General features: G+C 72.2%; 24 protein-coding genes. 19 read left to right on the top strand and 5 right to left on the bottom strand.

Going from position 1 to position 23,770, the window contains the following annotated elements; translation table 11 throughout:
- Window positions 1–21 precede the first annotated feature (21 nt).
- Window positions 22–2,136, bottom strand: coding sequence for a transketolase (gene tkt / locus J3P32_RS00555; RefSeq protein WP_246850185.1), 2,115 nt, complete (start codon window positions 2,134–2,136; stop codon window positions 22–24).
- A 266-nt stretch (window positions 2,137–2,402) separates the two neighbouring features.
- On the opposite strand from tkt, the gene J3P32_RS00550 reads away from it, so the two are divergent.
- From J3P32_RS00550 to J3P32_RS00540, 3 genes are all read left to right on the top strand, one after another.
- Window positions 2,403–3,368, top strand: coding sequence for a heme o synthase (locus tag J3P32_RS00550; RefSeq protein ID WP_210437623.1), 966 nt, complete (start codon window positions 2,403–2,405; stop codon window positions 3,366–3,368).
- 235 nt (window positions 3,369–3,603) lie between these two features.
- A complete protein-coding gene (locus J3P32_RS00545; RefSeq protein ID WP_210437621.1) occupies window positions 3,604–4,527 on the top strand; it encodes a hypothetical protein in 924 nt (307 codons plus the stop codon).
- A gap of 11 nt (window positions 4,528–4,538) precedes the next feature.
- Entirely contained in the window at window positions 4,539–5,018 is a 480-nt protein-coding gene (locus tag J3P32_RS00540; RefSeq protein ID WP_210437619.1) for a class F sortase, read from the top strand.
- Window positions 5,019–5,049: 31 nt separating this feature from the next.
- On the opposite strand, the gene J3P32_RS00535 is transcribed toward J3P32_RS00540, so the two are convergent.
- The 3 genes from J3P32_RS00535 to J3P32_RS00525 are packed head-to-tail and all read right to left on the bottom strand — an operon-like array spanning window position 5,050 to window position 7,708.
- Complete coding sequence (locus J3P32_RS00535) at window positions 5,050–5,976, bottom strand: COX15/CtaA family protein (RefSeq protein WP_246849841.1); 927 nt, start codon at window positions 5,974–5,976, stop codon at window positions 5,050–5,052.
- Window positions 5,976–6,773 (bottom strand): ABC transporter permease, encoded by a 798-nt coding sequence (locus J3P32_RS00530; protein WP_307807619.1) that lies wholly within the window; start codon window positions 6,771–6,773, stop codon window positions 5,976–5,978. Before J3P32_RS00530 ends, J3P32_RS00535 begins: the two co-directional genes overlap by 1 nt.
- Entirely contained in the window at window positions 6,770–7,708 is a 939-nt protein-coding gene (locus J3P32_RS00525) for an ABC transporter ATP-binding protein (RefSeq protein ID WP_307807618.1), read from the bottom strand. The genes J3P32_RS00530 and J3P32_RS00525 overlap by 4 nt, the downstream gene beginning before the upstream one ends.
- Before the next feature lie 178 nt (window positions 7,709–7,886).
- Between J3P32_RS00525 and J3P32_RS00520 the strand changes: the two genes are divergently transcribed.
- The 13 genes from J3P32_RS00520 (at window position 7,887) to J3P32_RS00460 (ending at window position 18,133) form a co-directional block, all read left to right on the top strand.
- A complete protein-coding gene (locus J3P32_RS00520) occupies window positions 7,887–8,522 on the top strand; it encodes a helix-turn-helix transcriptional regulator (RefSeq protein WP_307807617.1) in 636 nt (211 codons plus the stop codon).
- Entirely contained in the window at window positions 8,519–9,946 is a 1,428-nt protein-coding gene (sufB, locus tag J3P32_RS00515) for a Fe-S cluster assembly protein SufB (RefSeq protein ID WP_210437615.1), read from the top strand. The genes J3P32_RS00520 and sufB overlap by 4 nt, the downstream gene beginning before the upstream one ends.
- Before the next feature lie 59 nt (window positions 9,947–10,005).
- On the top strand, window positions 10,006–11,202 hold the full coding sequence (gene sufD / locus J3P32_RS00510; RefSeq protein ID WP_210437613.1) for a Fe-S cluster assembly protein SufD: 1,197 nt from the start codon (window positions 10,006–10,008) through the stop codon (window positions 11,200–11,202).
- Window positions 11,199–11,534, top strand: coding sequence for a non-heme iron oxygenase ferredoxin subunit (locus tag J3P32_RS00505; RefSeq protein WP_210437611.1), 336 nt, complete (start codon window positions 11,199–11,201; stop codon window positions 11,532–11,534). The genes sufD and J3P32_RS00505 overlap by 4 nt, the downstream gene beginning before the upstream one ends.
- Complete coding sequence (gene sufC, locus J3P32_RS00500) at window positions 11,531–12,292, top strand: Fe-S cluster assembly ATPase SufC (RefSeq protein ID WP_210437609.1); 762 nt, start codon at window positions 11,531–11,533, stop codon at window positions 12,290–12,292. Before J3P32_RS00505 ends, sufC begins: the two co-directional genes overlap by 4 nt.
- Window positions 12,293–12,321: 29 nt before the next feature.
- Window positions 12,322–13,557, top strand: coding sequence for a cysteine desulfurase (locus tag J3P32_RS00495; RefSeq protein ID WP_210437607.1), 1,236 nt, complete (start codon window positions 12,322–12,324; stop codon window positions 13,555–13,557).
- 2 nt (window positions 13,558–13,559) lie between these two features.
- Window positions 13,560–14,027, top strand: coding sequence for a Fe-S cluster assembly sulfur transfer protein SufU (gene sufU / locus J3P32_RS00490; RefSeq protein WP_210437605.1), 468 nt, complete (start codon window positions 13,560–13,562; stop codon window positions 14,025–14,027).
- Entirely contained in the window at window positions 14,024–14,413 is a 390-nt protein-coding gene (locus tag J3P32_RS00485; RefSeq protein ID WP_210437604.1) for a metal-sulfur cluster assembly factor, read from the top strand. Before sufU ends, J3P32_RS00485 begins: the two co-directional genes overlap by 4 nt.
- A 212-nt stretch (window positions 14,414–14,625) precedes the next feature.
- Window positions 14,626–15,408, top strand: coding sequence for an aminoglycoside adenylyltransferase domain-containing protein (locus J3P32_RS18335; protein WP_210437602.1), 783 nt, complete (start codon window positions 14,626–14,628; stop codon window positions 15,406–15,408).
- A gap of 44 nt (window positions 15,409–15,452) precedes the next feature.
- Window positions 15,453–15,839 carry an ASCH domain-containing protein gene (locus tag J3P32_RS00475; RefSeq protein ID WP_210437600.1) on the top strand — a complete coding sequence of 129 codons (387 nt, stop codon included), beginning with the start codon at window positions 15,453–15,455 and terminating at the stop codon, window positions 15,837–15,839.
- Window positions 15,840–15,880: 41 nt separating this feature from the next.
- Window positions 15,881–16,426, top strand: coding sequence for an NYN domain-containing protein (locus J3P32_RS00470; protein WP_210437598.1), 546 nt, complete (start codon window positions 15,881–15,883; stop codon window positions 16,424–16,426).
- Between the two features lie 116 nt (window positions 16,427–16,542).
- Window positions 16,543–17,160 carry an acVLRF1 family peptidyl-tRNA hydrolase gene (locus J3P32_RS17570; RefSeq protein ID WP_210437596.1) on the top strand — a complete coding sequence of 206 codons (618 nt, stop codon included), beginning with the start codon at window positions 16,543–16,545 and terminating at the stop codon, window positions 17,158–17,160.
- A gap of 58 nt (window positions 17,161–17,218) precedes the next feature.
- A complete protein-coding gene (locus tag J3P32_RS00460) occupies window positions 17,219–18,133 on the top strand; it encodes a phosphotransferase (RefSeq protein ID WP_210437594.1) in 915 nt (304 codons plus the stop codon).
- Between the two features lie 18 nt (window positions 18,134–18,151).
- Here J3P32_RS00460 and ypfJ read toward each other — a convergent pair whose 3' ends face one another.
- A complete protein-coding gene (ypfJ, locus tag J3P32_RS00455) occupies window positions 18,152–19,063 on the bottom strand; it encodes a KPN_02809 family neutral zinc metallopeptidase (protein ID WP_210437592.1) in 912 nt (303 codons plus the stop codon).
- Between the two features lie 110 nt (window positions 19,064–19,173).
- Here ypfJ and J3P32_RS00450 point away from each other — a divergent pair, with 110 nt between their 5' ends.
- The 3 genes from J3P32_RS00450 (at window position 19,174) to J3P32_RS00440 (ending at window position 23,578) form a co-directional block, all read left to right on the top strand.
- Window positions 19,174–20,772: an ABC-F family ATP-binding cassette domain-containing protein gene (locus tag J3P32_RS00450; RefSeq protein WP_210437590.1), complete on the top strand. Its 1,599-nt coding sequence runs from the start codon at window positions 19,174–19,176 to the stop codon at window positions 20,770–20,772.
- Window positions 20,773–20,800: 28 nt separating this feature from the next.
- On the top strand, window positions 20,801–21,583 hold the full coding sequence (locus tag J3P32_RS00445) for an enoyl-CoA hydratase/isomerase family protein (RefSeq protein WP_210437588.1): 783 nt from the start codon (window positions 20,801–20,803) through the stop codon (window positions 21,581–21,583).
- A 111-nt stretch (window positions 21,584–21,694) separates the two neighbouring features.
- A complete protein-coding gene (locus J3P32_RS00440) occupies window positions 21,695–23,578 on the top strand; it encodes an ABC transporter ATP-binding protein (protein WP_407075266.1) in 1,884 nt (627 codons plus the stop codon).
- Window positions 23,579–23,770: the final 192 nt, after the last annotated feature.

The following is a 23,770-nucleotide window of genomic DNA, read 5'->3' as shown; positions in this document are numbered from 1 at the left end:
TCGGTCGGGCCGCGGAGGGGCTCAGTCGGTGAGCGTCCGCAGGCTGTCGCGGGCGGCGTTGGCCACCGCCTCGCCGGTGATGTCGAACTCCTGGTAGATCCGGGCGTAGTCGGCCGAGGCCCCGTAGTGGTCGATGGACACGATGCGGCCGTGGTCGCCGACGTACTCGCGCCAGCCCAGCTTCACGCCGGCCTCGACGGACACGCGGGCCTTGACCGCCGGCGGCAGCACCGTCTCCCGGTAGGCCTCCTCCTGCTCCTCGAACCACTCCAGGCAGGGCAGCGACACCACGCGGGCGCGGATGCCGTCGGCGGCGAGCAGGTCGCGGGCCGCGACCGCCACCTGCACCTCCGAGCCGGTGCCCATCAAGATCACGTCGGGGTCGCCGCCGTCGACGTCGAGGAGGACGTAGCCGCCGCGGTGCACGTTGGAGGTGTCGCTCCAGTGCTCACCGGTCTCGGGGTCCTTCCCGCGGGGGAAGACCGGGACGTTCTGGCGGGTCAGGGCGATGCCGGCCGGGCGGTCGGTGCGCCGGAGCACCGCGTGCCACGCAGCGGCGGTCTCGTTGGCGTCCGCGGGTCGCACGACGTCGAGGCCCGGGATCGCGCGCAGGGCAGCGAGGTGCTCGATCGGCTGGTGGGTCGGGCCGTCCTCGCCGAGCCCGATGGAGTCGTGCGTCCACACGTAGGTGACCGGGAGCCCCATGAGCGCGGCGAGCCGCACCGAGCCGCGCATGTAGTCGGAGAACGTGAGGAACGTGCCGCCGAAGACCCGGGTGCCGCCGTGGAGCGCGATGCCGTTGAGGATGCCGCCCATGCCGTGCTCGCGGATGCCGAAGTGGAGCACGCGCCCGGCGAGCGGGTCGCCGGTCCACTGGTCGGTCGACCGGCTCGCGGGGATGAAGGACGGGGCGTCCTCGATGGTGGTGTTGTTGGACTCGGCCAGGTCGGCGGAGCCGCCCCACAGCTCGGGCATGATGCCGGCGACGGCGTTGATCACCGCGCCGGAGGCCTTGCGCGTGGCGACGCCCTTCGGGTCCGCCTCGAACGTCGGCAGCGCCTCGGCCAGCCCCTCGGGGAGCGCCCGCGTCTGCATGCGCTCGAAGGTCGCCAGCACGTCGGCCGGGGCGGCGGCCTGCCACGCCTCGAAGCGCTCCTGCCAGGCCGCCTGGGCCTCCTTCCCGCGCTCGACCAGCGACCGGGTGCGGGTGATGACCTCGTCGGGCACCTCGAAGTGCTGCTCCGGGTCGAACCCGAGGATCTGCTTGGTGGCCGCGACCTCCTCGGCGCCGAGCGCGGAGCCGTGGGACTTGCCCGTGCCCTGGGCGTTGGGTGCCGGCCAGGCGATGACCGTGTGGAGGACGATCAGGCTGGGGCGGTCGGTGACCTCGGCCGCGGCGCGGACTGCGGCGTAGAGCTCGGGGACGTCCTCGACGTAGTCGCTGCCCCCATTGGTCCAGTCGACGTGCTGCACGTGCCAGCCGTAGGCCTCGTAGCGCGCACCGACGTCCTCGGTGAAGGCGACGTCGGTGTCGCCCTCGATGGAGATCTGGTTGGCGTCGTAGATCATCGTCAGGTTGCCGAGCTGCTGCGTGCCCGCGAGCGACGAGGCCTCGGCGCTGACGCCCTCCTCGAGGTCGCCGTCGGAGCAGATGGCGTAGACGTGGTGGGTGAACGGGGAGTCGGCCTCGGCGGTGTCGGGGTCGAGCAGGCCGCGCTCGCGACGGGCCGCCATGGCCATGCCGACGGCGTTGGCGACGCCCTGTCCGAGCGGGCCGGTCGTGGTCTCGACGCCGGCCGTGTGGCCGTGCTCGGGGTGACCGGGTGTCTTGCTGCCCCACGTGCGCAGCGAGCGGAGGTCCTCGACCTCGAGGCCGAAGCCGCCGAGGAACAGCTGGGTGTAGAGCGTGATCGAGCTGTGCCCGGCCGAGAGGACGAACCGGTCCCGACCGGTCCAGTGCGGGTCCGCCGGGTTGTGCCGCATGACCTTCTGGAACAGCAGGTAGGCGGCCGGCGCCAGGCTCATGGCCGTGCCAGGGTGGCCGTTGCCGACCTTCTGGACCGCGTCCATCGCCAGGACCCTGGCCGTGTCGACCGCCCGGCGGTCGACGTCGTCCCACTCGAGCGTGGCGGGCAGGGCGGGGTTGTCGGTCAACGCAGTTCCTCTCGGACGTCATGCAGGTGGGGTGCAGCCAGGAGTGCCAGGCAGCGCCGGTGGAGCACAGGTGCGGTGCAGCCAGGATCACAGGTGCGCGTCGGTGGCCTCGACTGCGAGCCTAGCGCCGTCGCCGAGTAGACTCGACAACGCCCGAGGGTCGTCCCGGACGCCGGAAATCCGGCTGCTCATGTCCTCCGGTTCCCACCCGCTCGCGTCCCATCCGCTCCGCCACCCGAGGTTTCCACGTGTCCCACGCCGGCCCGCACGCTGCCGCGTCCGACCGGCAGTCGACCGGTGACGAGGGTGCGGTCGAGGGGCCGAAGACCTGGCGGGACGTCGTCGCGGCGTACGTCGGCCTCACCAAGCCGCGCGTGATCGAGCTGCTGCTGCTGACCACGGTGCCGGTGATGTTCTTCGCCGAGCGGGGCATCCCGGCCCTGGGACTGGTCGCCGCCACGGTCGTGGGCGGTGCGCTCTCGGCCGGTTCCGCCTCGGCCTACAACTGCGTCTATGACCGCGACATCGACGAGCAGATGCGTCGGACGCGGCGCCGCGCGCTCCCGCGACACATCGTCTCGCCGACCTCCGCGCTCGTGTTCGCGACGATGCTCGCCGTGCTGTCGACAATCGTGCTGGGCCTGTGGGTCAACTGGCTGTCGGCGGGGCTGTCGGTGCTGGCCAACGCGTTCTACGTCGTCGTCTACACCATGGTGCTCAAGCGCCGCACCACCCAGAACATCGTCTGGGGTGGGCTGGCCGGCTGCTTCCCGGCCCTGATCGGCTGGACGGCCGTCACCGGCGAGCTGGCATGGACGCCGGTCGTGCTGTTCCTCGTGGTGTTCTTCTGGACCCCGCCCCACACGTGGGCGCTGGCGCTGCGCTACCGGGAGGACTACCGCAACGTCGACGTGCCCATGCTCCCGGTGGTCAAGCCCGCCGCGGAGGTGGGGCGTCAGGTGGTCCTCTACAGCTGGGTGATGGTGGCGACCTCCCTGGTGCTGTGGCCGGTCGCCGGCACGAGCCTCGTCTACCCGGTGGCGGCGGCCGTGCTGGGTGCGGTCTTCCTCGCCGAGGCGCACCGCATGTGGAGCCGTACGAAGGCCTCTGACGTGCTCGGTGAGATCAACCCGATGCGCCTGTTCCACGCCTCGAACCTCTACCTTTCCCTCCTTTTCGTCGCTGTTGCCCTGGATCCTCTGCTCGGTCGCTAGCGCATCCCGAAGGATTCGTCAGGCGACCGGGTGAATACATAGAGCATCTTGAGGCAACCTCCCGGGCTCGGTCCTCCCGGACGGCGTTGAATCGCGGGATGGGGAGGCAGTGGGCATCCCCCGAGGGACGTGGGGGTTCGGCAGCATGAAATCAGCACCGCAACACCGTCTCGGCGACGAGACCCGGGGGCAGGTCGCAGGACGGACGTCCTCCCTGAACCGCATCGTGTCGAGAGTGATCACGCTGGTCCTGGCGGTCGGCTTCGCGGTCGTCGGGATCGCGGGCGCCGCCAACGCGCACCACAACACCATCACGGGCTCCGTGGCGTGCAAGGACGGCGGCGGGTGGGCCGTCACCTGGACCGTCGTCAACAGCGAGCCGATCAGCGAGACGATCACGTACTCCAGCCGGGGCGTCGTGCCCGCCGGCACGACGCTGAGCGGTCACCAGACGCGCACGTTCACCGAGACGGTGACGACCAAGCCCACCGAGCCGCTGACCCTGAGGCTGACGGCGAAGTGGGACAACGGCTACACCAGGACCAACTCCGGCAGTGTCGCTGTCGCCAAGTTCACCGACAAGTGCGACGTCAAGATCGTCGAGCCGCCGACCGTGCCGGTGCTCGACCCGTGCGGCCCGAACAACGCGACCTACGGCCCGGTGCCGTCGGGCCCGTGGACGTACGTGATCAACGGCAACGGCAGCATCACGATCACCGCGAACCCGGGCCACCAGTTCCCCGGGGGCACGACGACGGTCACCTTGCCTCCGCCGAGCGACAGCAACGTGCCCTGCCCCGTGACGCCGCCGGTGAACCCGCCCGTCAATCCGCCGGTGCTCACCCCGCCGGTGGTCGTTCCGCCGGAGGTGCTGCCCGCGCAGGTGCGGGTGGTGCGGGCGCAGGCGCGCAAGATCGACAAGTGCGGCCGCAGCGGTGACCGGTTCAGGGTCGCCGAGCGCTCCGGCGTCATCTACAAGTCCCGCGGCAAGGTCCTGCGCGAGGGCAGGTGGCTCAGGGCGACGACCCGGTCGATCACCGTCCGTGCCTACGCCGCCGACGCGACCTTCCGGCTCGAGGGCAAGCAGGTGTGGCGGATGACCTTCAGCACTCGGCCCTGCGCGAGTGCCCCGGAGATCGCGCCCAACACCGGAATGTGATGCGCCGCCCCGTGCTCGCACGCCTGCTCGCAGGTGTGGCGCTCGGTGCGACGGTGCTGGCCGGTCAGGGAGTGGCAGCCCACGCCGCCCCTGACCGGCTGCGCATCCCCACGCTGGGCACCGACGCCGCTGTCATCGAGGTGCCGGCCCGCAACGACACGCTGGCGGTCGGCTCCCGCCTCCGTGGAGCGGTCTACACCTGGTCGAAGGGCGACCCGCCGTGCGACCCGACCGGCAGCACCGTCTACGCCGGTCACGCCTGGCGGGCCGGCAATGGTGTCGCCGACCGGTGGGGCCAGCTCCGCCGCGGGGACCTGATCACGGTCGCGGGGTGCAGGTTCCGGGTCACCAAGCGCGAGTTCTGGCCGGCCCAGCGCCGGATCGGCTCGCTCTACTCCGTGTCCGGGCCCGCGCGCATCGTCCTGCTGGCCTGCAAGGCCGACGACTACGCCAAGCGCACCGTGGTGTTCGCCCGCAAGGTCGAGGGCTAGGCGCACGGCGCCGACAGGTGGACCCGGAGGGCTAGGGCAGGCGAGTCGCAGCGTGGGGCTGCGACTCGCCGCCGGCCCGGGCCTCCCGGTCCGCCCGGTGGGGCAGCACCGCGAGCGCGATCCGGGCGAGGCCCGCTGCCAGGAGGGCAGCGCCCAGCATGTGCAGGGCCACCAGACCGACCGGCAGGTCCAGCCAGTACTGCACCCAGCCGAGCACGCCCTGCGCCAGCTCGATGACCAGCACGAGGCCGGTCACGCGGGCGAGCCAGCCGTGCCCACCGCGCACGGCGACCACCAGCAGCGCGACCGTGAGCGCGACCAGGACGTAGACGGACACCGCGTGCACCTGCGACACGGTGGCGGGGTCGAGGCCGTTGCGCCGTGCGTCGGCGTCGCCGGCGTGCGGACCGGCGCCGGTCACCACCGTGCCGAGGTACAGCACGAGCCATCCCCAGCCCAGCGTGCCCCAGGCGAGTGCCCGGGGGAGCCGCGGAGCCAGCCCGCGGTCGGGGCTGCGCAGCTCGTCGACCAGGGCGACGCACACCATGACGATGGCCATCGACAGCAGGAAGTGGCCAGCGACGACCCACGGGTTGAGGTCGGTGAGGACGGTGATGCCGCCGAGGCCGGCCTGGAGCGGGATGCCGAGCCCGACGACGAGCGCGAGCCTGGTGGCGCGCCGGTGCCGGGCGCCGAGCGCGGCCAGGAAGCACAGCACGGCGACCGCGGCCAGCAGGAACGTCAGCAGCCGGTTGCCGAACTCGATGGCACCGTAGACGCCGAGCTCGGCGTGGGCGACGTACGACGCCTCGGTGCAGCGCGGCCAGGTGGGACACCCGAGTCCCGACCCGGTGAGCCGCACCGCGGCGCCGGTGACGACGATGCCGATGTTGGCCAGGAGGTTGGCGACCGCGAGGGGCCACAGGTGCCGGGCGAGCCGGGCGAGCACGGAGGACATCATTCCCACTTGAAGGTCCGGGCCGTCATCGCCGTGCCGAGCAGCGCCCAGCCGGCGAGGACGAGCAGCGAGCGGCTGTCGACGACGGCGTCGACGAGCGCGGAGCGCATCGCCTCGCCGAGGGCTCCCGAGGGCAGCCACTGGATGAGGCCGCCCGCCGCGCCGTACGTGCCGACGGGCAGCACGACGCCGCCGCCGGCCATGAGGAGGAGGTAGACGAGGTTCGCCAGCGCGAGCGTCGCCTCGGCGCGCAACGCCCCCGCCACGAAGAGGCCGAGGGCGGCGAAGGCGGCGGTGCCGAGCGCGACCGCCAGGACCACGCCGGCCAGGGTGCGCGGCGGGGCCGCGAGGGTCGGCTCCCAGCCGAGCACCAGCCCGACGACGACGAGCACCACGAGCTGGAGCGCGACCACGTTGAGCAGGGCGAGCACCTTGCCGAGCAGCAGCCCGTGGCGGGGCAGCGGCGACGATCCCAGCAGCTTGATGACGCCGTAGCGGCGCTCGAACCCCGTCGCGATCGCCACGGACGTGAAGGCCGTCGACATGACTGCGAGCGCCAGCACGCCGGGGGTGAGGACGTCGACGGCCCGGTGGCCGTCGAGGTCGATGCCGATGCGTCCCGCGGCGGCGACGCCGCCCACCAGCACGATCACCGGGATGACGATGGCGAGCAGCAGCTGCTCGCCGTTGCGCAGCATCAGCCGCGCCTCCATGCGTGACTGCGCGAGCACCATGCGCGCCAGCGGGGCGCCGCCCGGTGCGGGGGAGAACGCTCGGGTCGCAGCGGGGCCGCTCACGAGGCCAGCTCGCGTCCGGTCAGGTCGAGGAAGACGTCCTCGAGGGTGCGCTGGCCGAGGCTCAGCGTCTGCGGCAGGACGTCGTGCTCCTCGCACCACCGCGAGACGCGGCCGAGCGTGGTGCCGTCGGCGGGCCCGTGGATCAGCATGCTGACCTCGTCGAGCTGGCGCACCTCGGTGCCGGCGCCGAGCTCGGCGCGCAGGGACTCCGGTGCCCCGTCGGGGAAGGGCCGGTTGACCACGAGCCGGATCGTGGCCGCCCGTCCGCCGCGGGTGAGCTCCGCGGGCGTGCCGCTGGCGATGACGCTGCCGCGGTCGATGATGTGGATCCGGTCCGCGAGGTGCTCGGCCTCGTCCATGTGGTGGGTGGTGAGCACGACCGTCACGCCGTCCGCCCGGATCTCCTCGAGCAGCTCCCACGTCGTGCGCCGTGCCTGCGGGTCCATGCCCGCCGTCGGCTCGTCGACGAACACCAGCTCGGGGCGCCCGACCAGCGCGATCGCGAGCCCGAGCCGCTGCTTCTGCCCGCCCGAGAGCCGGCGGTAGGGCGTCCTGCCGCAGTCCCCCAGCCCGAGCCGCTCCACCAGCATCGCCGTGTCGAGGGGATGGGCGTGCAGAGCCGCCATGTGCTCCAGCATCTCGACGGCCCGCACGCCGCTCCACGCACCGCCGGCCTGGAGCATGACCCCGATGCGGGGGAGCAGCGCGGCGCGGTCACGCTGCGGGTCCAGCCCCAGGACCCGGACGGTGCCTCGCTGCGGGACGCGGTAGCCCTCGCAGGTCTCGAGCGTCGTGGTCTTGCCCGCGCCGTTGGGACCGAGCACCGCCGTCACCGAGCCACGGGCGACCTCCAGCGACAGGCCGTCCACCGCCACCTTGTCGCCGTACGCCATCACCAGGCCGTCGATGACGACGGCGGGGGAGGCGGGTGGCACGATCGGAAGTCTAGGTCGGCCGGCCGCCGAGGGCGGTGCCGGTGCGGACCGCGGTGGCCCGCGTCACTTAGGCGACCCTTGCTTGAACCACGGGAAGCAATAACGACACACTGGTGTTGTGGAATTCGTGGGGACGTCGACGGCACAGCGTGAGGGCGATGGGCCCACGCGTGACCGCGTGGCCCGCGCAATCCTCGAGAACGGTCCCTCGACCGCCGCCGAGCTCGCGCGTCGGCTCGTGCTCACGCCGGCCGCCGTGCGCCGCCACCTCGACCACCTCGCCGTGGAGGGGGTCGTGGAGTCGCGCGAGCAGAAGGTCTACGGCACGCGGGGCCGGGGCCGTCCGGCGAAGGTGTTCGCGCTGACCCAGGCCGGCCGCGACAGCTTCGACCAGCAGTACGACGACCTGGCGGTGCAGGCGATGCGGTTCCTGGCCGAGACGCAGGGCGAGGACGCCGTGGTGGAGTTCGCCCGGCGCCGCGTCGCCTTCGTCGAGCGCGACTACGCCGCGGTGATGGCGCTCGACCCCGACCTGACCCCCGCCGAGGCCCTGGCGCGGGTGTTCACCCAGAACGGCTACGCCGCGTCCGTGCGCGACCTGCCCGTCGTGGGCGAGCAGCTGTGCCAGCAGCACTGCCCGGTCTCCCACGTCGCCCACGAGTTCCCCCAGCTCTGCGAGGCCGAGACCGAGGCGATCGCCTCCGTCCTCGGCACCCACGTCCAGCGCCTGGCGACCATCGCCCACGGCGACGGCGTCTGCACCACGTGCATCCCCCAGACCCACAAGCCGCACCCGAAGGAGCAGCAGGCATGACCCAGAACCTGAGCATCGAAGACCTCAACCCCGAGCTCAAGGGCATCGGCCGCTACGAGTTCGGCTGGGCCGACCGCGACGACGCCGGCGCCACCGCGACCCGTGGCCTCAACGAGGAGGTCGTGCGCGACATCTCGGCGAAGAAGTCCGAGCCGCAGTGGATGCTCGACCTGCGCCTGAAGGGCCTGAAGCTCTTCCACCGCAAGCCGATGCCGACGTGGGGCTCCGACCTCTCGGCGATCGACTTCGACAACATCAAGTACTTCGTCCGCTCCAGCGAGAAGCAGGCCACCTCGTGGGAGGAGCTCCCCGAGGACATCAAGAACACCTACGACAAGCTCGGCATCCCGGAGGCGGAGAAGCAGCGCCTCGTCGCCGGTGTCGCCGCGCAGTACGAGTCGGAGGTCGTCTACCACTCGATCCGCGAGGACCTCGAGGAGAAGGGCGTCATCTTCGTCGACACCGACACGGCGCTGAAGGAGCACGAGGAGCTCTTCAAGGAGTACTTCGGCACCGTCATCCCGGTCGGTGACAACAAGTTCGCCGCGCTCAACACCTCGGTGTGGTCGGGCGGGTCGTTCATCTACGTCCCCAAGGGCGTCCACGTCGACATCCCGCTCCAGGCGTACTTCCGCATCAACACCGAGAACATGGGCCAGTTCGAGCGGACGCTGATCATCGCCGACGAGGACTCCTACGTGCACTACGTCGAGGGCTGCACCGCGCCGATCTACTCCTCCGACTCGCTGCACTCGGCGGTCGTGGAGATCGTGGTGAAGAAGGGCGCCCGCGTGCGCTACACGACCATCCAGAACTGGTCGAACAACGTCTACAACCTCGTCACCAAGCGCGCGACGTGCGAGGCCGGGGCGACCATGGAGTGGGTCGACGGCAACATCGGCTCCAAGGTGACCATGAAGTACCCCGCCGTGTACCTCATGGGCGAGCACGCCAAGGGCGAGACGCTCTCGATCGCGTTCGCCGGCGAGGGCCAGCACCAGGACGCCGGCGCCAAGATGGTGCACGCTGCGCCGCACACCTCGAGCTCGATCCTGAGCAAGTCGGTGGCCCGCGGCGGCGGCCGGACGTCGTACCGCGGCCTGATCCAGGTCAACGAGGGCGCCCACGGCTCGAAGTCCAACGTGCTGTGCGACGCGCTGCTCGTCGACCAGATCAGCCGCAGCGACACCTACCCGTACGTCGACATCCGCGAGGACGACGTGTCGATGGGTCACGAGGCGAGCGTCTCCAAGGTCTCCGACGACCAGCTCTTCTACCTCATGTCGCGCGGCATGGAGGAGGACGAGGCGATGGCGATGATCGTGCGCGGCTTCGTCGAGCCGATCGCCAAGGAGCTGCCGATGGAGTACGCCCTCGAGCTCAACCGCCTCATCGAGCTGCAGATGGAAGGCGCGGTCGGCTGACCGTCCGGGCTGACCCGGACAGCACGACGCTCGTTTCGAGTACCAAGGAAAGTAGACAGTTGACCATCACTGATTCCGTCCGCTCCGCTCTGGAGCAGGCACCCGCGCTGGACAAGGTCGAGAGCCACCTCCACCCGGCGGGCTCGTTCGACGTGGCCGACCACGCCGTGCCCACCGGTCGTGAGGAGATCTGGCGCTTCACGCCGCTCAAGCGGCTCAAGGGCCTGCACGCCGACGCGCCGCTCGACGGGCGCAACGTCCGCGCGAGCTGGGCAGCGCCGGAGGGCGTGACCGTCGGCATGGTGAGCGGCGACGAGGCCGCTGACCTGCGCGGCGTGAGCGGCTGGGCGCCCAACACGCGCTTCACCGCGCGCGTCCTCGCCGAGGTGCCCGCGACCCTGCTGGTCGACGTGCCCGCCGAGGTCGAGGCGGACGAGCCGATCGTGCTCGAGGTCGACGGCACCGACGCCGACGCGACCAGCGGCGCCCACGTGGTGCTGCGGTTCGGCCGGCACAGCAAGGCCGTCGTCGTGCTCAACCACACCGGCTCCGCCGCGGTGGCCGCGGTCGTCGAGGTGGTCGTCGCTGACGGCGCCGAGGCGAGCGTCGTGTCGATCCAGGACTGGGCCGACGACGCCGTCCACCTCTCGCACCACCAGGCGCGGGTCGGTCGCGACGCGACCTACAAGCACGCCGCGATCTCCTTCGGCGGCGACGTGGTGCGCATGGACGCCAACGTGACCTACGACGGACCCGGTGGCTCCGCGGAGCTGCTCGGTCTCTACTTCGCCGACGCCGGCCAGCACATCGAGCACCGGATCTTCGCCGACCACACCGCGCCGCGCACCAAGTCCAACGCGATCTACAAGGGTGCGCTGCAGGGCGAGAAGGCGCACACCGTGTGGGTCGGCAACGTGCTGATCCGCAAGGTCGCCGAGGGCATCGAGACCTACGAGGAGAACCGCAACCTCGTCCTGACCGACGGCTGCCAGGCCGACTCGATCCCCAACCTGGAGATCGAGACGGGCGAGATCGAGGGCGCCGGGCACGCCTCGGCGACCGCGCGCTTCGACGACAACCAGCTCTTCTACCTCCAGTCGCGCGGGGTCTCCGAGCAGGAGGCCCAGCGGCTGGTGGTGCACGGCTTCTTCAACGACCTGATCCGCAAGGTCGGCGTGCCCTCCATCGAGGAGCGCCTGATGACCACGGTCGAGGCGGAGCTGGCCAAGAACGTGCTGAAGGACCTGTCGGCATGACCTTCGAGCTCGCCTGCGCGCTGTCCGAGGTCCCCGCGGACCAGGGCCTCGCCGTCACCCTCGGCGACCTCGAGGTCGTGGTCGCCCGCGACGGCGACGAGGTCTTCGCCCTCCAGAACGAGTGCAGCCACGCCACCGTCGCCCTCAGCGAGGGCGAGGTGGCCGACTGCCAGATCGAGTGCTGGCTGCACGGGTCGATGTTCGACCTGCGCACCGGCAAGCCCACCAGCCTCCCCGCGACCGAGCCGGTCGCCACCTTCCCGGTCGAGGTACGCGGCACCGACGTGTACGTCGACACCGAGACCACCCTGAACGGAGTCACCCCCGCATGAGCAAGCTCGTCATCACCGACCTCCACGTCACCGTCGACACCGAGGACGGCCCCAAGGAGATCCTCAAGGGCGTCACGCTCACCATCAAGGAGGGCGAGACCCACGCGATCATGGGTCCCAACGGCTCCGGGAAGTCCACGCTGGCGTACTCCATCGCCGGCCACCCGAAGTACACGATCACCGGAGGCTCGGTGACCCTGGACGGCCAGGACGTGCTCGCGCTGTCCGTCGACGAGCGCGCCCGCGCCGGCCTCTTCCTCGCCATGCAGTACCCGGTCGAGGTCCCCGGTGTGTCCGTGGCCAACTTCCTCCGCACCGCCAAGACCGCCATCGACGGCGAGGCGCCCAAGCTGCGCACCTGGGTCAAGGACGTCAACGGCGCCCTCGAGGCGCTCAACCTCGACGCGTCGTTCTCGCAGCGCTCGGTCAACGAGGGCTTCTCCGGCGGCGAGAAGAAGCGCCACGAGATCGCCCAGCTCGAGCTGCTCGACCCCCAGGTCGCGGTGCTCGACGAGACCGACTCCGGCCTCGACATCGACGCGCTCAAGATCGTCTCCGAGGGCGTCAACCGCTTCCGCGCCCGCGAGGGCAAGGGCGTCCTGCTGATCACGCACTACACGCGCATCCTGCGCTACATCGAGCCCGACTACGTCCACGTGTTCGTCGACGGCAAGGTCGCCGAGTCCGGCGGCAAGGAGCTCGCCGACCGCCTCGAGGCCGAGGGCTACGACCGCTACCTGAAGCCCGCCTCCGCCTGACCCCCGGGCGCCACGAAAGGACGACCACGATGGACGGTCTGCTGCCGGATCTCGACGTGATCCGCAAGGACTTCCCGATCCTCGAGCGCACGCTCGCGGGCGGGGTGCCGCTGGTCTACCTCGACAGCGCCAACACCTCGCAGAAGCCGCAGGTGGTCATCGACACGATGGTCGACCACCTCGAGCGCCACAACGCCAACATCGCGCGGGCGATGCACCAGCTGGGTGCGGAGTCGACCGAGGCCTACGAGTCGGCGCGCGACAAGGTCGCGTCGTTCCTCAACGCGCCCTCGCGCAACGAGGTGGTGTTCACCAAGAACGCCACCGAGGCGCTGAACCTGCTGGCCCGCACGATCGAGCTCGGCCCCGGCGACAACGTCGTGATCACCGAGATGGAGCACCACTCCAACATCGTGTCGTGGCAGCTGGCGTGCGAGCGCTCGGGCGCCGAGCTGCGCTGGTTCGGCCTGACCGACGACGGACGGCTCGACCTCACCGACGCCGACCGGCTGGTCGACGAGAACACCAAGGTCGTCGCCTTCACCTGGGTGTCGAACATGCTGGGCACGATCAACCCGGTCGAGGACCTGGTGGCCCGCGCCCGCGCCGTCGGGGCGTACTCGGTCATCGACGCGTCGCAGGCGGCACCGCAGCTGCCGGTCGACGTCCAGGCCGTCGGCTGCGACTTCCTCGTGTTCACCGGACACAAGGTCTGCGGCCCGACGGGCATCGGCGTGCTGTGGGGGCGCCAGGAGCTGCTCGACGAGCTGCCCCCGTTCCACGGCGGCGGCGAGATGATCGAGACCGTCACCATGGCGCGCTCGACCTACGCCCGGGCGCCGCACCGCTTCGAGGCCGGCACCCCGCCCATCGTGGAGGCCGTCGGGCTCGGTGCGGCGGTGGACTACCTCTCGCACATCGGGCTCGAGGCCATCCACCGCCACGAGCAGGCGATCACCGCGTACGCCCTCGAGGGCCTGCAGTCCGTGCCGGGGCTCACCGTGCTCGGCCCGCTCGACGCCACCCAGCGCGGCGGGGCGGTGTCGTTCGAGCTCGACGGCGTCCACCCGCACGACATCGCCCAGGTCCTGGACTCGCGAGGCGTCGCCGTGCGCGCTGGGCACCACTGCGCCAAGCCGGCGCACGCGCGCTTCGGCGTGCAGAGCTCGACCCGGATGTCGTCCTACCTCTACACGACGCCCGCGGAGGTCGACGCGCTGGTCGAGGCCCTGCACCACACCCGCAGCTACTTCAAGGTGGCCTGAACGTGAGCACCGACCTCGACTCGCTCTACCAGGAGATCATCCTGGACCACTACAAGAACCCGCACCACAAGGGCCTGCGCGACCCGTTCGAGTCCGAGGTGCACCACGTCAACCCGACCTGCGGCGACGAGGTCACCCTGCGGGTGCACCTCGCCGACGGCCCCGACGGCTCCGTCGTCGGGGACGTGTCCTACGACGCCGTCGGCTGCTCCATCTCGCAGGCGTCGGCGTCGGTGCTCACCGACCTCGTGATCGGCAAGCCGGTCGACGAGGCGATGTCGATCCACGCGACCTTCCTCGAGCTCATGCAGGGCAAGGGCCAGGTCGAGCCCGACGAGGACGTCCTCGAGGACGGGATCGCGTTCGCCGGCGTCGCCAAGTTCCCGGCGCGCGTGAAGTGCGCCCTGCTCTCCTGGATGGCGTGGAAGGACGCGACCACCCAGGCCCAGACAGAAGGAGAGACCCGATGACCGACTCCACCGACCAGCAGCGCCACGGCGACCTGCCCGAGGTTCCCGAGGCCACCCTCGGCGCCGGCGGCACCTCGACGGTGACCGTCGAGGACGTCACCGAGGCCATGAAGGACGTCGTCGACCCCGAGCTCGGCATCAACGTGGTCGACCTCGGCCTCGTCTACGGCGTCCACCTCGACGAGGGCAGCAACGCCGTCCTCGACATGACCCTCACCTCCGCGGCGTGCCCGCTGACCGACGTGATCACCGACCAGACGGAGTCCGCCCTCGAGGGCCTGGTCAACGACGTGGCGATCAACTGGGTCTGGATGCCGCCGTGGGGCCCGGACAAGATCACCGACGACGGCCGCGAGCAGCTGCGCGCCCTCGGCTTCAACGTCTGAGCCGCGCACGAGGCCCGGCCGCAGCGGACACCTGAGCCCGCGCCGGGTCGTCCGGTAACGCCACCGAACGTGCACTCCCGCCCCCACCGGTGGGGGCGGGAGTGCACGTTCGGTGGCGTTACCCGAGCAGCTGGGACCGCGAGGGGCGGGCTCGCTGAAACCTCGTCGATATCCCGTGGCGGCGGGGGAGCGGGCGGGCGCACACTCCATCCGTGCTCAACCCCCACCCCACGCGCTACGCCGACCTCAACGGCGTGCTGCACGACCTCGTCACGGAGGCGCAGCCGGTCCTCGGCGAGCTGTTCGTGGGCGCCTACCTCCAGGGCTCGTTCGCGCTCGGGGCGGGGGACCGGCACAGCGACTGCGACTTCCTGGTCGTCGTGCGCGAGCGGCCCGACGAGGCGCAGGAGGCCGCGCTGCGGGCGATGCACGGTGACCTGCCGCACCGCGGCGGCTCCTGGCACCGCCACCTCGAGGGCTCGTACGCGGTCGCCGGCGACCTGCGCACCACTGCCGGGCTCGGCCGCGAGTGGCTCTACGTCGACCACGGCGCCGACGAGATGTCGTGGTCGACGCACTGCAACCAGCCGTGGACCCGCTGGATCCTGCGCGAGCACGGCATCACGCTCCTCGGGCCGTGCCCGGTCGAGCTGGTGGAGCCGGTGCCGGAGGGGGTGCTGCGCGAGCACGCGCGCGCCGGGCTCGCCGGCCTCACCGAGGGCGTCCTCGGCTGGTGTCCGCCCGACGTGGCGTGGTGCCAGCGGTACCTCGTCGTCCAGGCCTGCCGCAGCCTCTACACGGTGCGCACGGGTGGGGTCGCGAGCAAGCGCGACGCCCTGCGCTGGGCGATGATGCACGCGGACCCCCGGTGGCGACCGCTGCTGCAGCAGGTGCAGGCCGACCGCGATCTCGGCCTCGACCGGGAGGCGCGCCCGCGCCCGGGCTCGATGGAGGCGGCGCGCGCCTTCGCGTCGTACGTCGCCGACATCGCGTGAGCGTCGGGGCCGCGCGAGCGCGCCCGACTGGCTAGGCTCCCTCCATGGAGCAGCCCCAGGTCGACCTGTCCGACATCGAGTTCGACCACGAGGAGCTGCGGGTCTTCTGGGACCTCGCCCGCTACCACGCCAAGCTCAACGCGGCGCCGACCTACTTCGGGCCGACCACGCTGGAGTCGGTGCCGCCGCCGGCGTGGGCCTACGGCGAGTCCGCCGAGGAGTCCGACGCCTTCGTCGCCGAGGTGCTGGCCGACGACCGGGGCCGGACGAGCGCGGCGGCGGCCGACTACGCCGACGGCCTCCCCGAGGTGGGGGTGCTCTCCATCCTGTGCGACGGGGCGGGCGTGCCGCGGGCGCTGGTGGAGGTCACCGCGGTCGAGGTCGCGGGCGACGAGGTGGTCGAGTCCTTCAAGGTCGTCTACCGGTCCTGAGCGGTCCGACGGCCGCCGGCGCGGTGTGGGAGAGTCCTCGCATGGCCGAGCGGATGACCTACCTCCTCGTCGACGGGGAGAACATCGACGCCACCCTGGGCACCTCGATCCTGGGCCGGCGTCCGCGCCCCGAGGAGCGGCCGCGCTGGGACCGCCTCCTCGAGTGGGTCGAGCGCGCCTTCGACCAGGACGTCACCGGGCTCTTCTTCCTCGCCGCGAGCACCGAGCTCCCGACGAGCTTCGTGCAGGCGCTCCTGGCGATCGGCTTCAAGCCGATCCCGCTGAGCGGCGAGGGCAAGATCGTCGACATCGCGATCCAGCGCACCGCCGAGGCGCTCGTCGACCGGCCGGCCGACGTGGTGCTGGTCAGCCACGACGGTGACTTCGTCGACCAGGTCTCCGCCCTGTGCGACGGCAGCCGCCAGGTCGGCGTTGTCGGGTTCGGCGAGTTCGTCAACTCACAGTTCCGCACCCTTCCCGGCGTGCGGATCCTCGACCTCGAGTACGACATCGGAGCCTTCAACTCGTCGTTGCCCCGGATCCGGATCATCCCGATCGACCAGTTCGACCCGCTCGACTTCCTCTGACGCGCCGGCCCGGCGAGGGCCGGCGCGCCGCAGCGGGAGCGGTCATCTCGCTGACCCCGTTCCCGCGGGCCTCCGACGAGGCGGCCCGCCCGGCCTGACGCGGTAGCGTCCGTGCCGTGCCCCGCGTCCTCGTCCCTGCCGCGCGCTGGGAGCGCTGGGTCGCCAACTTCGCCACCGGCCACGGCGGAGCCGAGCTCGCGGTCGCCGACGGCACGCTCCGCGGCAGCGCCGCCGACGGGTCGCACTTCACGGCGGTGCTGCCCTTCGCGACGTCGTACGACGGTCCCGCGGAGGCCGCCGCGTTCGCCGCCGCGGCGGTGCCGCCGGACACGTGGGGGGTACTGCTCGTGCGCAAGGGCGGGTTCGCGGTCGCGCGGCTGAGCGGCGCCGACCTCGTCGAGCACAAGGTGGGACAGCGGCACGTGCAGGGTCGCACCAAGGCGGGCGGTCAGAGCCAGCAGCGCTTCGCCCGGCGGCGCGACAACCAGGCGCGACAGGCCTACGAGGCCGCGGCCGACCACGCCGCCCGCGTGCTGGCCGCCGTGCTGGGGACCAGCGGCCCGGTCGTCACCGGCGGCGACCACGCGGCGGTGGCGGCCGTTCTCACCGACGCCCGGCTCGCGTCGGTCGTCGTGTGCGAGCCGTGGCTCCCCGTCCCCGACCCGCGCCGGGCGGTGCTCGACGCGGCGGTCGCCGACGCGCAGGCGGTGCAGGTGGAGGTCTCCAACGCCTGAGGCAGCTCGGGGCGCGCGGGTCCGGCGGCGGGGCCGCGGGTGCGCTAGGTTCGCGCCCATGGACGCCTCCGTCTGGCAGCCCGAGCCGGGGTGGCAGCCGCTCGCGGGCGCCGGTCCGGCCACGGTCGGTGTCTGGTCGGCGACGCACCGGGGCCGCGACGTGGTGGTCAAGCGCCTGCGCCGGCCCGACCCGTACGACGCGCCCGGCCCGCTGCGGCCGTCCGACGTCAACTACTGGCGCCGCGCCGCCGACGTGGCCCTCAGCGGCATCGTGGCCGGCGCGCCCGGTCTCCGCGAGGCGCCCGTGGTGCGGGTCGACGAGGACGAGGAGGGCGTCACGCTGGTGCACGAGCGCGTGGAGGCGCGCGACGCCCCCGGCCTGTGGCTCGCCGCCTGCCTGGGCCGCTTCGCGGCCGCCGACCTCGGCCGCCACCCGTGGCTGGCCCGTGACCAGCTCCGCACCCGCCTCGCGCTCGTCGAGCGGCGCGGAGGCTGGCGCACGCTGGCGCGCACACCCATGGCCGACGTCGCCGAGCACCTCTGGTCGCACCGGGGGATGTGGCTGGACCGGTGCGACGCGCTCCCGCAGGTGGCGCAGCACGGCGACCCGTCGGCGGCCAACATCCCCGGCCGTGCCGGCGACGGTGCCGTCGCCGTCGACTGGGCCCACCTCGGACGGGGCCCGGTCGGCGCCGACCTCGGCTACCTCTCGCTGGCCGCCCGCGAGGACCTCGAACCGCTCGTGGACGCCTACGTCGCCGCGCTGCCGCCGGGCCTCGCCACACCCGACGCGGCGTTGACCGGCGCCCGGGTGATGGCCGTCTACACGGCGCTCACCCGGCTCGACTGGGCCCTCGCCCGCATCGCCGACGGCGAGGGCGCGCTCGCCGGGAAGTTCCGCCACCCCAGCGTGGCGCCGTACATCCGCGCCATGCAGCGGCAGGTGGGCCAGATCGAGGCCCTGCTGGCCTGAGCCCGGTGGGCGCCGGGCCTACAGCGAGGACGCCGAGAAGGTGTCGCACGCCTCGAGCGTGCCCTCCTCGTAGCCGCGGGTGAACCACGCCATCCGCTGCTCGGAGGAGCCGTGCGTCCAGCCCTCGGGGTTCACGCCCTGGCCCGACCGCTGCTGGATCCGGTCGTCGCCGACCGCCTTGGCCGAGTCGAGCGCCTCCGCGATGTCGGCGTCGTCGAGGGTCAACAGCTCGCTGTCCTCGGCGTGCTGCGTCCACATGCCCGCGTAGCAGTCGGCCTGGAGCTCGAGGCGCACGGCGTCGGAGCTCGCGCCCTGCTGGGTGCGCACCCGGCCCATGGTGCCCATCAGGTTCTGGATGTGGTGGCCGTACTCGTGACCGAGGACGTAGGGCTCGACGAAGTCGCCGCCCTGGCCGCCGAGCTGGCCCTCGAGCACGTCGGCGAAGAAGGTGGTGTCGAGGTAGATCTGCTGGTCGGCCGGGCAGTAGAAGGGGCCGACCTGCGACGTCGCCTGGCCGCAGCCGGTCTGCACGCCTCCGGCGAAGGTGTTGATCACCGCCGGGGTGAACTGCGGGCCGCCCTGCTCGGGCAGCGCCGTGGCCCAGTAGTCCTCGAGCGAGGCCGCCACGCCCATGCGGGCGCAGTCGCTGTCGGTGTTGGCGTCCGCGCCGGTCCTGCAGTTGGCGTAGCGCTCGTCGTCGCTGTCGATGCCCTGGGGCTGGCCCAGCGACCCACCGCCGCCGCTGGGCAGTCCCGTGCCCCCGCCCATGCACTGGGTCAGCACCACGAACAGGATGATGATGAGGATGCCGCCGATGCCGCCGCCGGCACGGGTGCCGCCCGGCAGCGGGATGCGCATCGGGCCGCCACCGCCGCCGCCCACGTCGCGGACGCGGCCACCGCTGATGTCGGCCTTCGGGTTGAAGCGCATGCGGGTGCCTTTCCGGGGGTCTGGGGCGGGCGAGGAGCCTTCGCGCACAGTAGCGCGAACGGCTCCCGATGGGGCTCCGGGAGCCACCCCTTCGTAGGATGTGCACCCTGATGATCACCGCCCAGAAGCTCGAGGTCCGAGCCGGCGCGCGGCTCCTCATGGAGGACGTCACCTTCCGGATCGCCGCGGGCGACAAGGTGGGCCTCGTGGGGCGCAACGGCGCCGGCAAGACGACCCTCACCAGGATCCTCGCCGGCGAGGGGCAGCCGGCCTCCGGCCAGGTCGTCCGCAGCGGCGACATCGGCTACCTGCCCCAGGACCCCCGGGTCGGCGACCCCGCGGTCATCGCTCGCGACCGGATCCTGTCGGCCCGCGGCCTCGACGAGGTGGTCCGCCGCCTGCGCGAGGCCGAGGTCGACATGGCGAGCGAGGACCCGAAGGTCCACGAGCGCGGCATGCGCCGGTGGGCGCGCGCCGACGCCGAGCTGCACGCCGGGGGCGGGTACGCCGCGGAGTCCGAGGCGGCGCAGATGGCGGCCGCGCTGGGCATCGAGGAGCGCATCCTCGCCCAGCCGATCGGCACGCTGTCGGGCGGCCAGCGGCGCCGCGTCGAGCTCGCGCGCATCCTGTTCTCCGGCGCCGAGATCATGCTCCTCGACGAGCCGACCAACCACCTCGACGCCGACTCGATCATCTGGCTGCGCGACTTCCTCAAGGCGCACAGGGGCGGCTTCGTGGTCATCAGCCACGACAACGCGCTGCTCGAGGCGACGGTCAACAAGGTGTTCCACCTCGACGCCAACCGCGCGGTGATCGACGTCTACAACATGGGCTGGCACAACTACCTCACCCAGCGCGAGGACGACGAGAAGCGCCGCAGGCGCGAGCGCCAGAACGCCGAGAACAAGGCGAGGGTGCTCACCGACCAGGCCAACAAGATGCGGGCCAAGGCCACCAAGGCGCAGGCCGCGCAGTCGATGCTCAAGCGGGCCGAGAAGATGATGGCCGGCGTCGAGACCGAGCGCCAGGCCGACCGGGTCGCGCGCATCGCGTTCCCCGAGCCGGCGCCGTGCGGCAAGACGCCCCTCATGGGCTCCGACCTGTCGAAGTCCTACGGCTCGCTCGAGGTCTTCACCGCCGTCGACCTCGCGATCGACCGGGGGAGCCGGGTGGTGATCCTGGGCCTGAACGGCGCCGGCAAGACCACGATGCTGCGGATCCTCGCCGGGGTGGACCAGCCCGACACCGGCCGGGTCGTGCCCGGCCACGGCCTCAAGCTCGGCTACTACGCCCAGGAGCACGAGACGCTCGACGTCGGCCGGACCGTCCTGGAGAACCTCCACAGCGCGGCGCCGCAGCTCACCGACACCCAGGCCCGGTCGGTGCTGGGCTCGTTCCTCTTCTCCGGCGACGACGCGCACAAGCCCGCCGGGGTGCTGTCCGGCGGGGAGAAGACCCGCCTCGCCCTGGCGATCCTCGTCGTGTCGAGCGCCAACGTGCTCCTCCTCGACGAGCCGACCAACAACCTCGACCCTGCCTCCCGCGAGGAGGTGCTGCACGCCATCCGCAGCTACACCGGCGCGATCATCCTCGTCACCCACGACGAGGGGGCGGTCCGGGCGCTCGACCCCGACCGGGTGCTGCTGCTCCCGGACGGTGATGAGGACCTGTGGAGCGACGAGTACGCCGACCTCGTGTCCCTCGCCTGAGGTTACTGACCAGTAGTAGCCTCGCGGCATGACTCCCGAAGAGCTCGCCGCCGTCGGCCTCCGCCTCGACCTCGCCGGCCCCGTCGCGACCGTGACGCTCGACCGGCCCGCCGTCCGCAACGCGCAGACTCCGGCCATGTGGCTCGCCCTGGCCGAGATCGGCGGCACCCTGCCCGACGACGTGCGCGTCGTCGTGGTGACGGGGGAGGGACCGACGTTCTCCGCGGGGCTCGACCGGGCGATGCTCGACCCGTCCACCGACGCGCGGGAGAGTGTCGTCGGCCTGCTCGCCCTCAGCGACCAGGACGCCTCGGCCCGGGTCGATGAGTTCCAGCGCGGCTTCACGTGGTTGCGCGAGCCGCGGTTCGTCTCCATCGCGAAGGTCCGCGGCCACGCGGTCGGCGCCGGGTTCCAGCTCGCGCTCGCCTGCGACCTGCGCGTGGTCGCGGACGACGCCTCGTTCTCCATGAAGGAGTCGGCGCTCGGGCTCGTGCCGGACCTCACCGGCACCAAGCCGCTGGTGGAGCACGTGGGCTACGCGCGGGCGCTCGAGATCTGCGCCACGGCCCGCACGGTCGGGGCGGAGGAGGCCGTCCGCATCGGCCTGGCCACGGCGGCGTACCCATCCGCCGACCTCGACGCCGCCGTCGGCGACCTCGTCGCCGCCCTCGTCGCCCCGATGCCCGGCGTCGTGACCGAGACCAAGCGCCTGCTGCAGGGCGCCGCCGGCCGCGACCTCGACGAGCAGCGCCGCCTCGAGCGCGAGGCCCAGGTACGCCGCTTCCGCGCCGTCGCCGCCGCGCTCAGCTGATCGCGGGCCGGCGCCCCGAGGCAGCAGCATGACCGGCCTGTCGGTGGCGGGAGGAACAATCCGGTCCACTCGCGGGTTCTCGTGGGGACGGACGGAGGAGCAGGCATGTCGATGGGACCGGGCGCAGGTGGCCCGCCGTGGCGTTTCCTGCGCAGCGACCGGAGCGTGGTCGACAACAAGATCGAGCGCCGCACCGTGCGCAGGGTCCTCGCGTTCGCCCGTCCGCACCGCAGGCTGATCGTAGCCTTCCTCGCCGTCACCGTCGTCGACGCGGCCCTCGTCGTGGTGCCGCCGCTGCTGCTCAAGGCGATCATCGACGACGGCGTGCGCACCGGCGACACCTCGCTGGTCGTGTGGCTGGCGTCGCTGGTCGCGCTGGTTGCGGTGGTCGACTCCGCCTTCGGCCTGGTCACCGGCTGGCTGTCGAGCCGGATCGGCGAGGGCCTGATCTACGACCTGCGCACGCAGGTCTTCTCCCACGTGCAGCGGCAGTCGCTCGCCTTCTTCACGCGCACGCAGACCGGGGCGCTCGTCAGCCGCCTGAACAACGACGTCATCGGCGCGCAGCGGGCGTTCACCTCGACGCTGCAGGGCACCGTGTCCAACGTCATCGCCGCCGTCGTGGTCGGCGTGACCATGCTGTTCCTGAGCTGGCCGGTGACGCTGCTGTGCGTCGCGCTGTTCCCGATCCTGCTCCTGGCCTCCCGGGTGGTCGGCAACCGCCTCGCGGACCTCTCGCGGCAGCAGATGGACGGCAACGCCGACCTCGGCAACGCCATGACCGAGCGCTTCAACGTGGGCGGCGCGATGTTGCTCAAGCTGTTCGGACGCCGCGACGCAGAGGACGCGACGTACGCGCGGAAGGCCGCCGTGGTGCGCGACCTCGGCGTGCGGATCTCGCTGCTGACCCGCATCTTCTTCGCCGCCATGACCCTCGTGCCGTCCCTGGCGACGGCCCTGGTCTACGGCATCGGCGGCTGGCTGGCGATTCGCGGCGACCTCTCGGTCGGCACGATCGTGGCGCTGGGCGTGCTGCTGACCAGGCTGCTCGGTCCGCTGCAGGGGCTCTCCAACGTGCGCATCGACGTGATGACCGCCCTGGTGAGCTTCGACCGGGTCTTCGAGGTGCTCGACCTGCCCTCGCTGATCCAGGAGAAGCCCGACGCGATCGCGCTGCCGAGGTCGGCCTCCCGGCTGGAGTTCGACCACGTCGCGTTCACCTACCCGCGCGCCGACGAGATCTCGCTCGCCTCCCTCGAGACCGTCGCGCGCACCGAGTCGCGCGACAGCGGACGCGTGCTGCACGACGTCACCTTCACCGCCGAGCCGGGCCAGATGGTCGCGCTGGTCGGGCCGTCCGGGGCCGGCAAGACGACCGTCACCCACCTCGTCGCGCGGCTCTACGACGTCGAGGCCGGTGCCGTCCGGGTCGGTGGCCACGACGTCCGAGACGTGACGCTCGAGTCGCTCGAGGACGTCGTCGGCTACGTCACCCAGGACGCCCACATGTTCCACGACACCATCCGCGCCAACCTCCTCTACGCGCGGCCCGAGGCCAGCGAGGCCGACGTCTGGGCGGCGCTGGAGGCCGCGCAGATCGCCTCCCTCGTCCGGGCCCTGCCCGACGGCCTCGACACGGTCGTCGGTGACCGCGGCTACCGCCTCAGCGGCGGCGAGCGCCAGCGGCTGGCGATCGCCCGGTTGCTGCTCAAGGCGCCCTCGATCGTCGTCCTCGACGAGGCGACCGCCCACCTCGACAGCGAGTCCGAGGCCGCCGTCCAGCAGGCGCTCGACGCCGCGCTCGAGGGGCGTACGTCCCTCGTGATCGCCCACCGGCTCTCCACCGTCCGCAACGCCGACCTCATCCTGGTCCTCGAGGGCGGCCGGGTCGTCCAGCAGGGCACGCACGCCGAGCTCCTCGCCTCCGGCGGGCTCTACGCCACGCTCCACGCGACCCAGTTCCGCGAGGAGTCGGCGGTCCCCGCGCGCGGCTGAGCGTCACTCGCCTGGCGTCCGCGGTGCGCCGGGTCGCGCCCGGCGGCGCCGGTGAGCGTCATGCGCCGCCGGTAAGCGTCCGGCGGCGCCGGGGTGCGTCATGCGGACCGGCGCTTATGGGTGCGGGTTCGTATGACGCTGGTGGCGGGCGCCCGCATGCGTCATGCGGACCGGCGCCTATACGTGCGGGTT

It is taken from the genome of Nocardioides xinjiangensis, assembly GCF_017916385.1.
Classification (GTDB): Bacteria; Actinomycetota; Actinomycetes; order Propionibacteriales; family Nocardioidaceae; genus Nocardioides; species Nocardioides xinjiangensis.
This window is presented reverse-complemented; position numbering and strand designations above follow the sequence as displayed.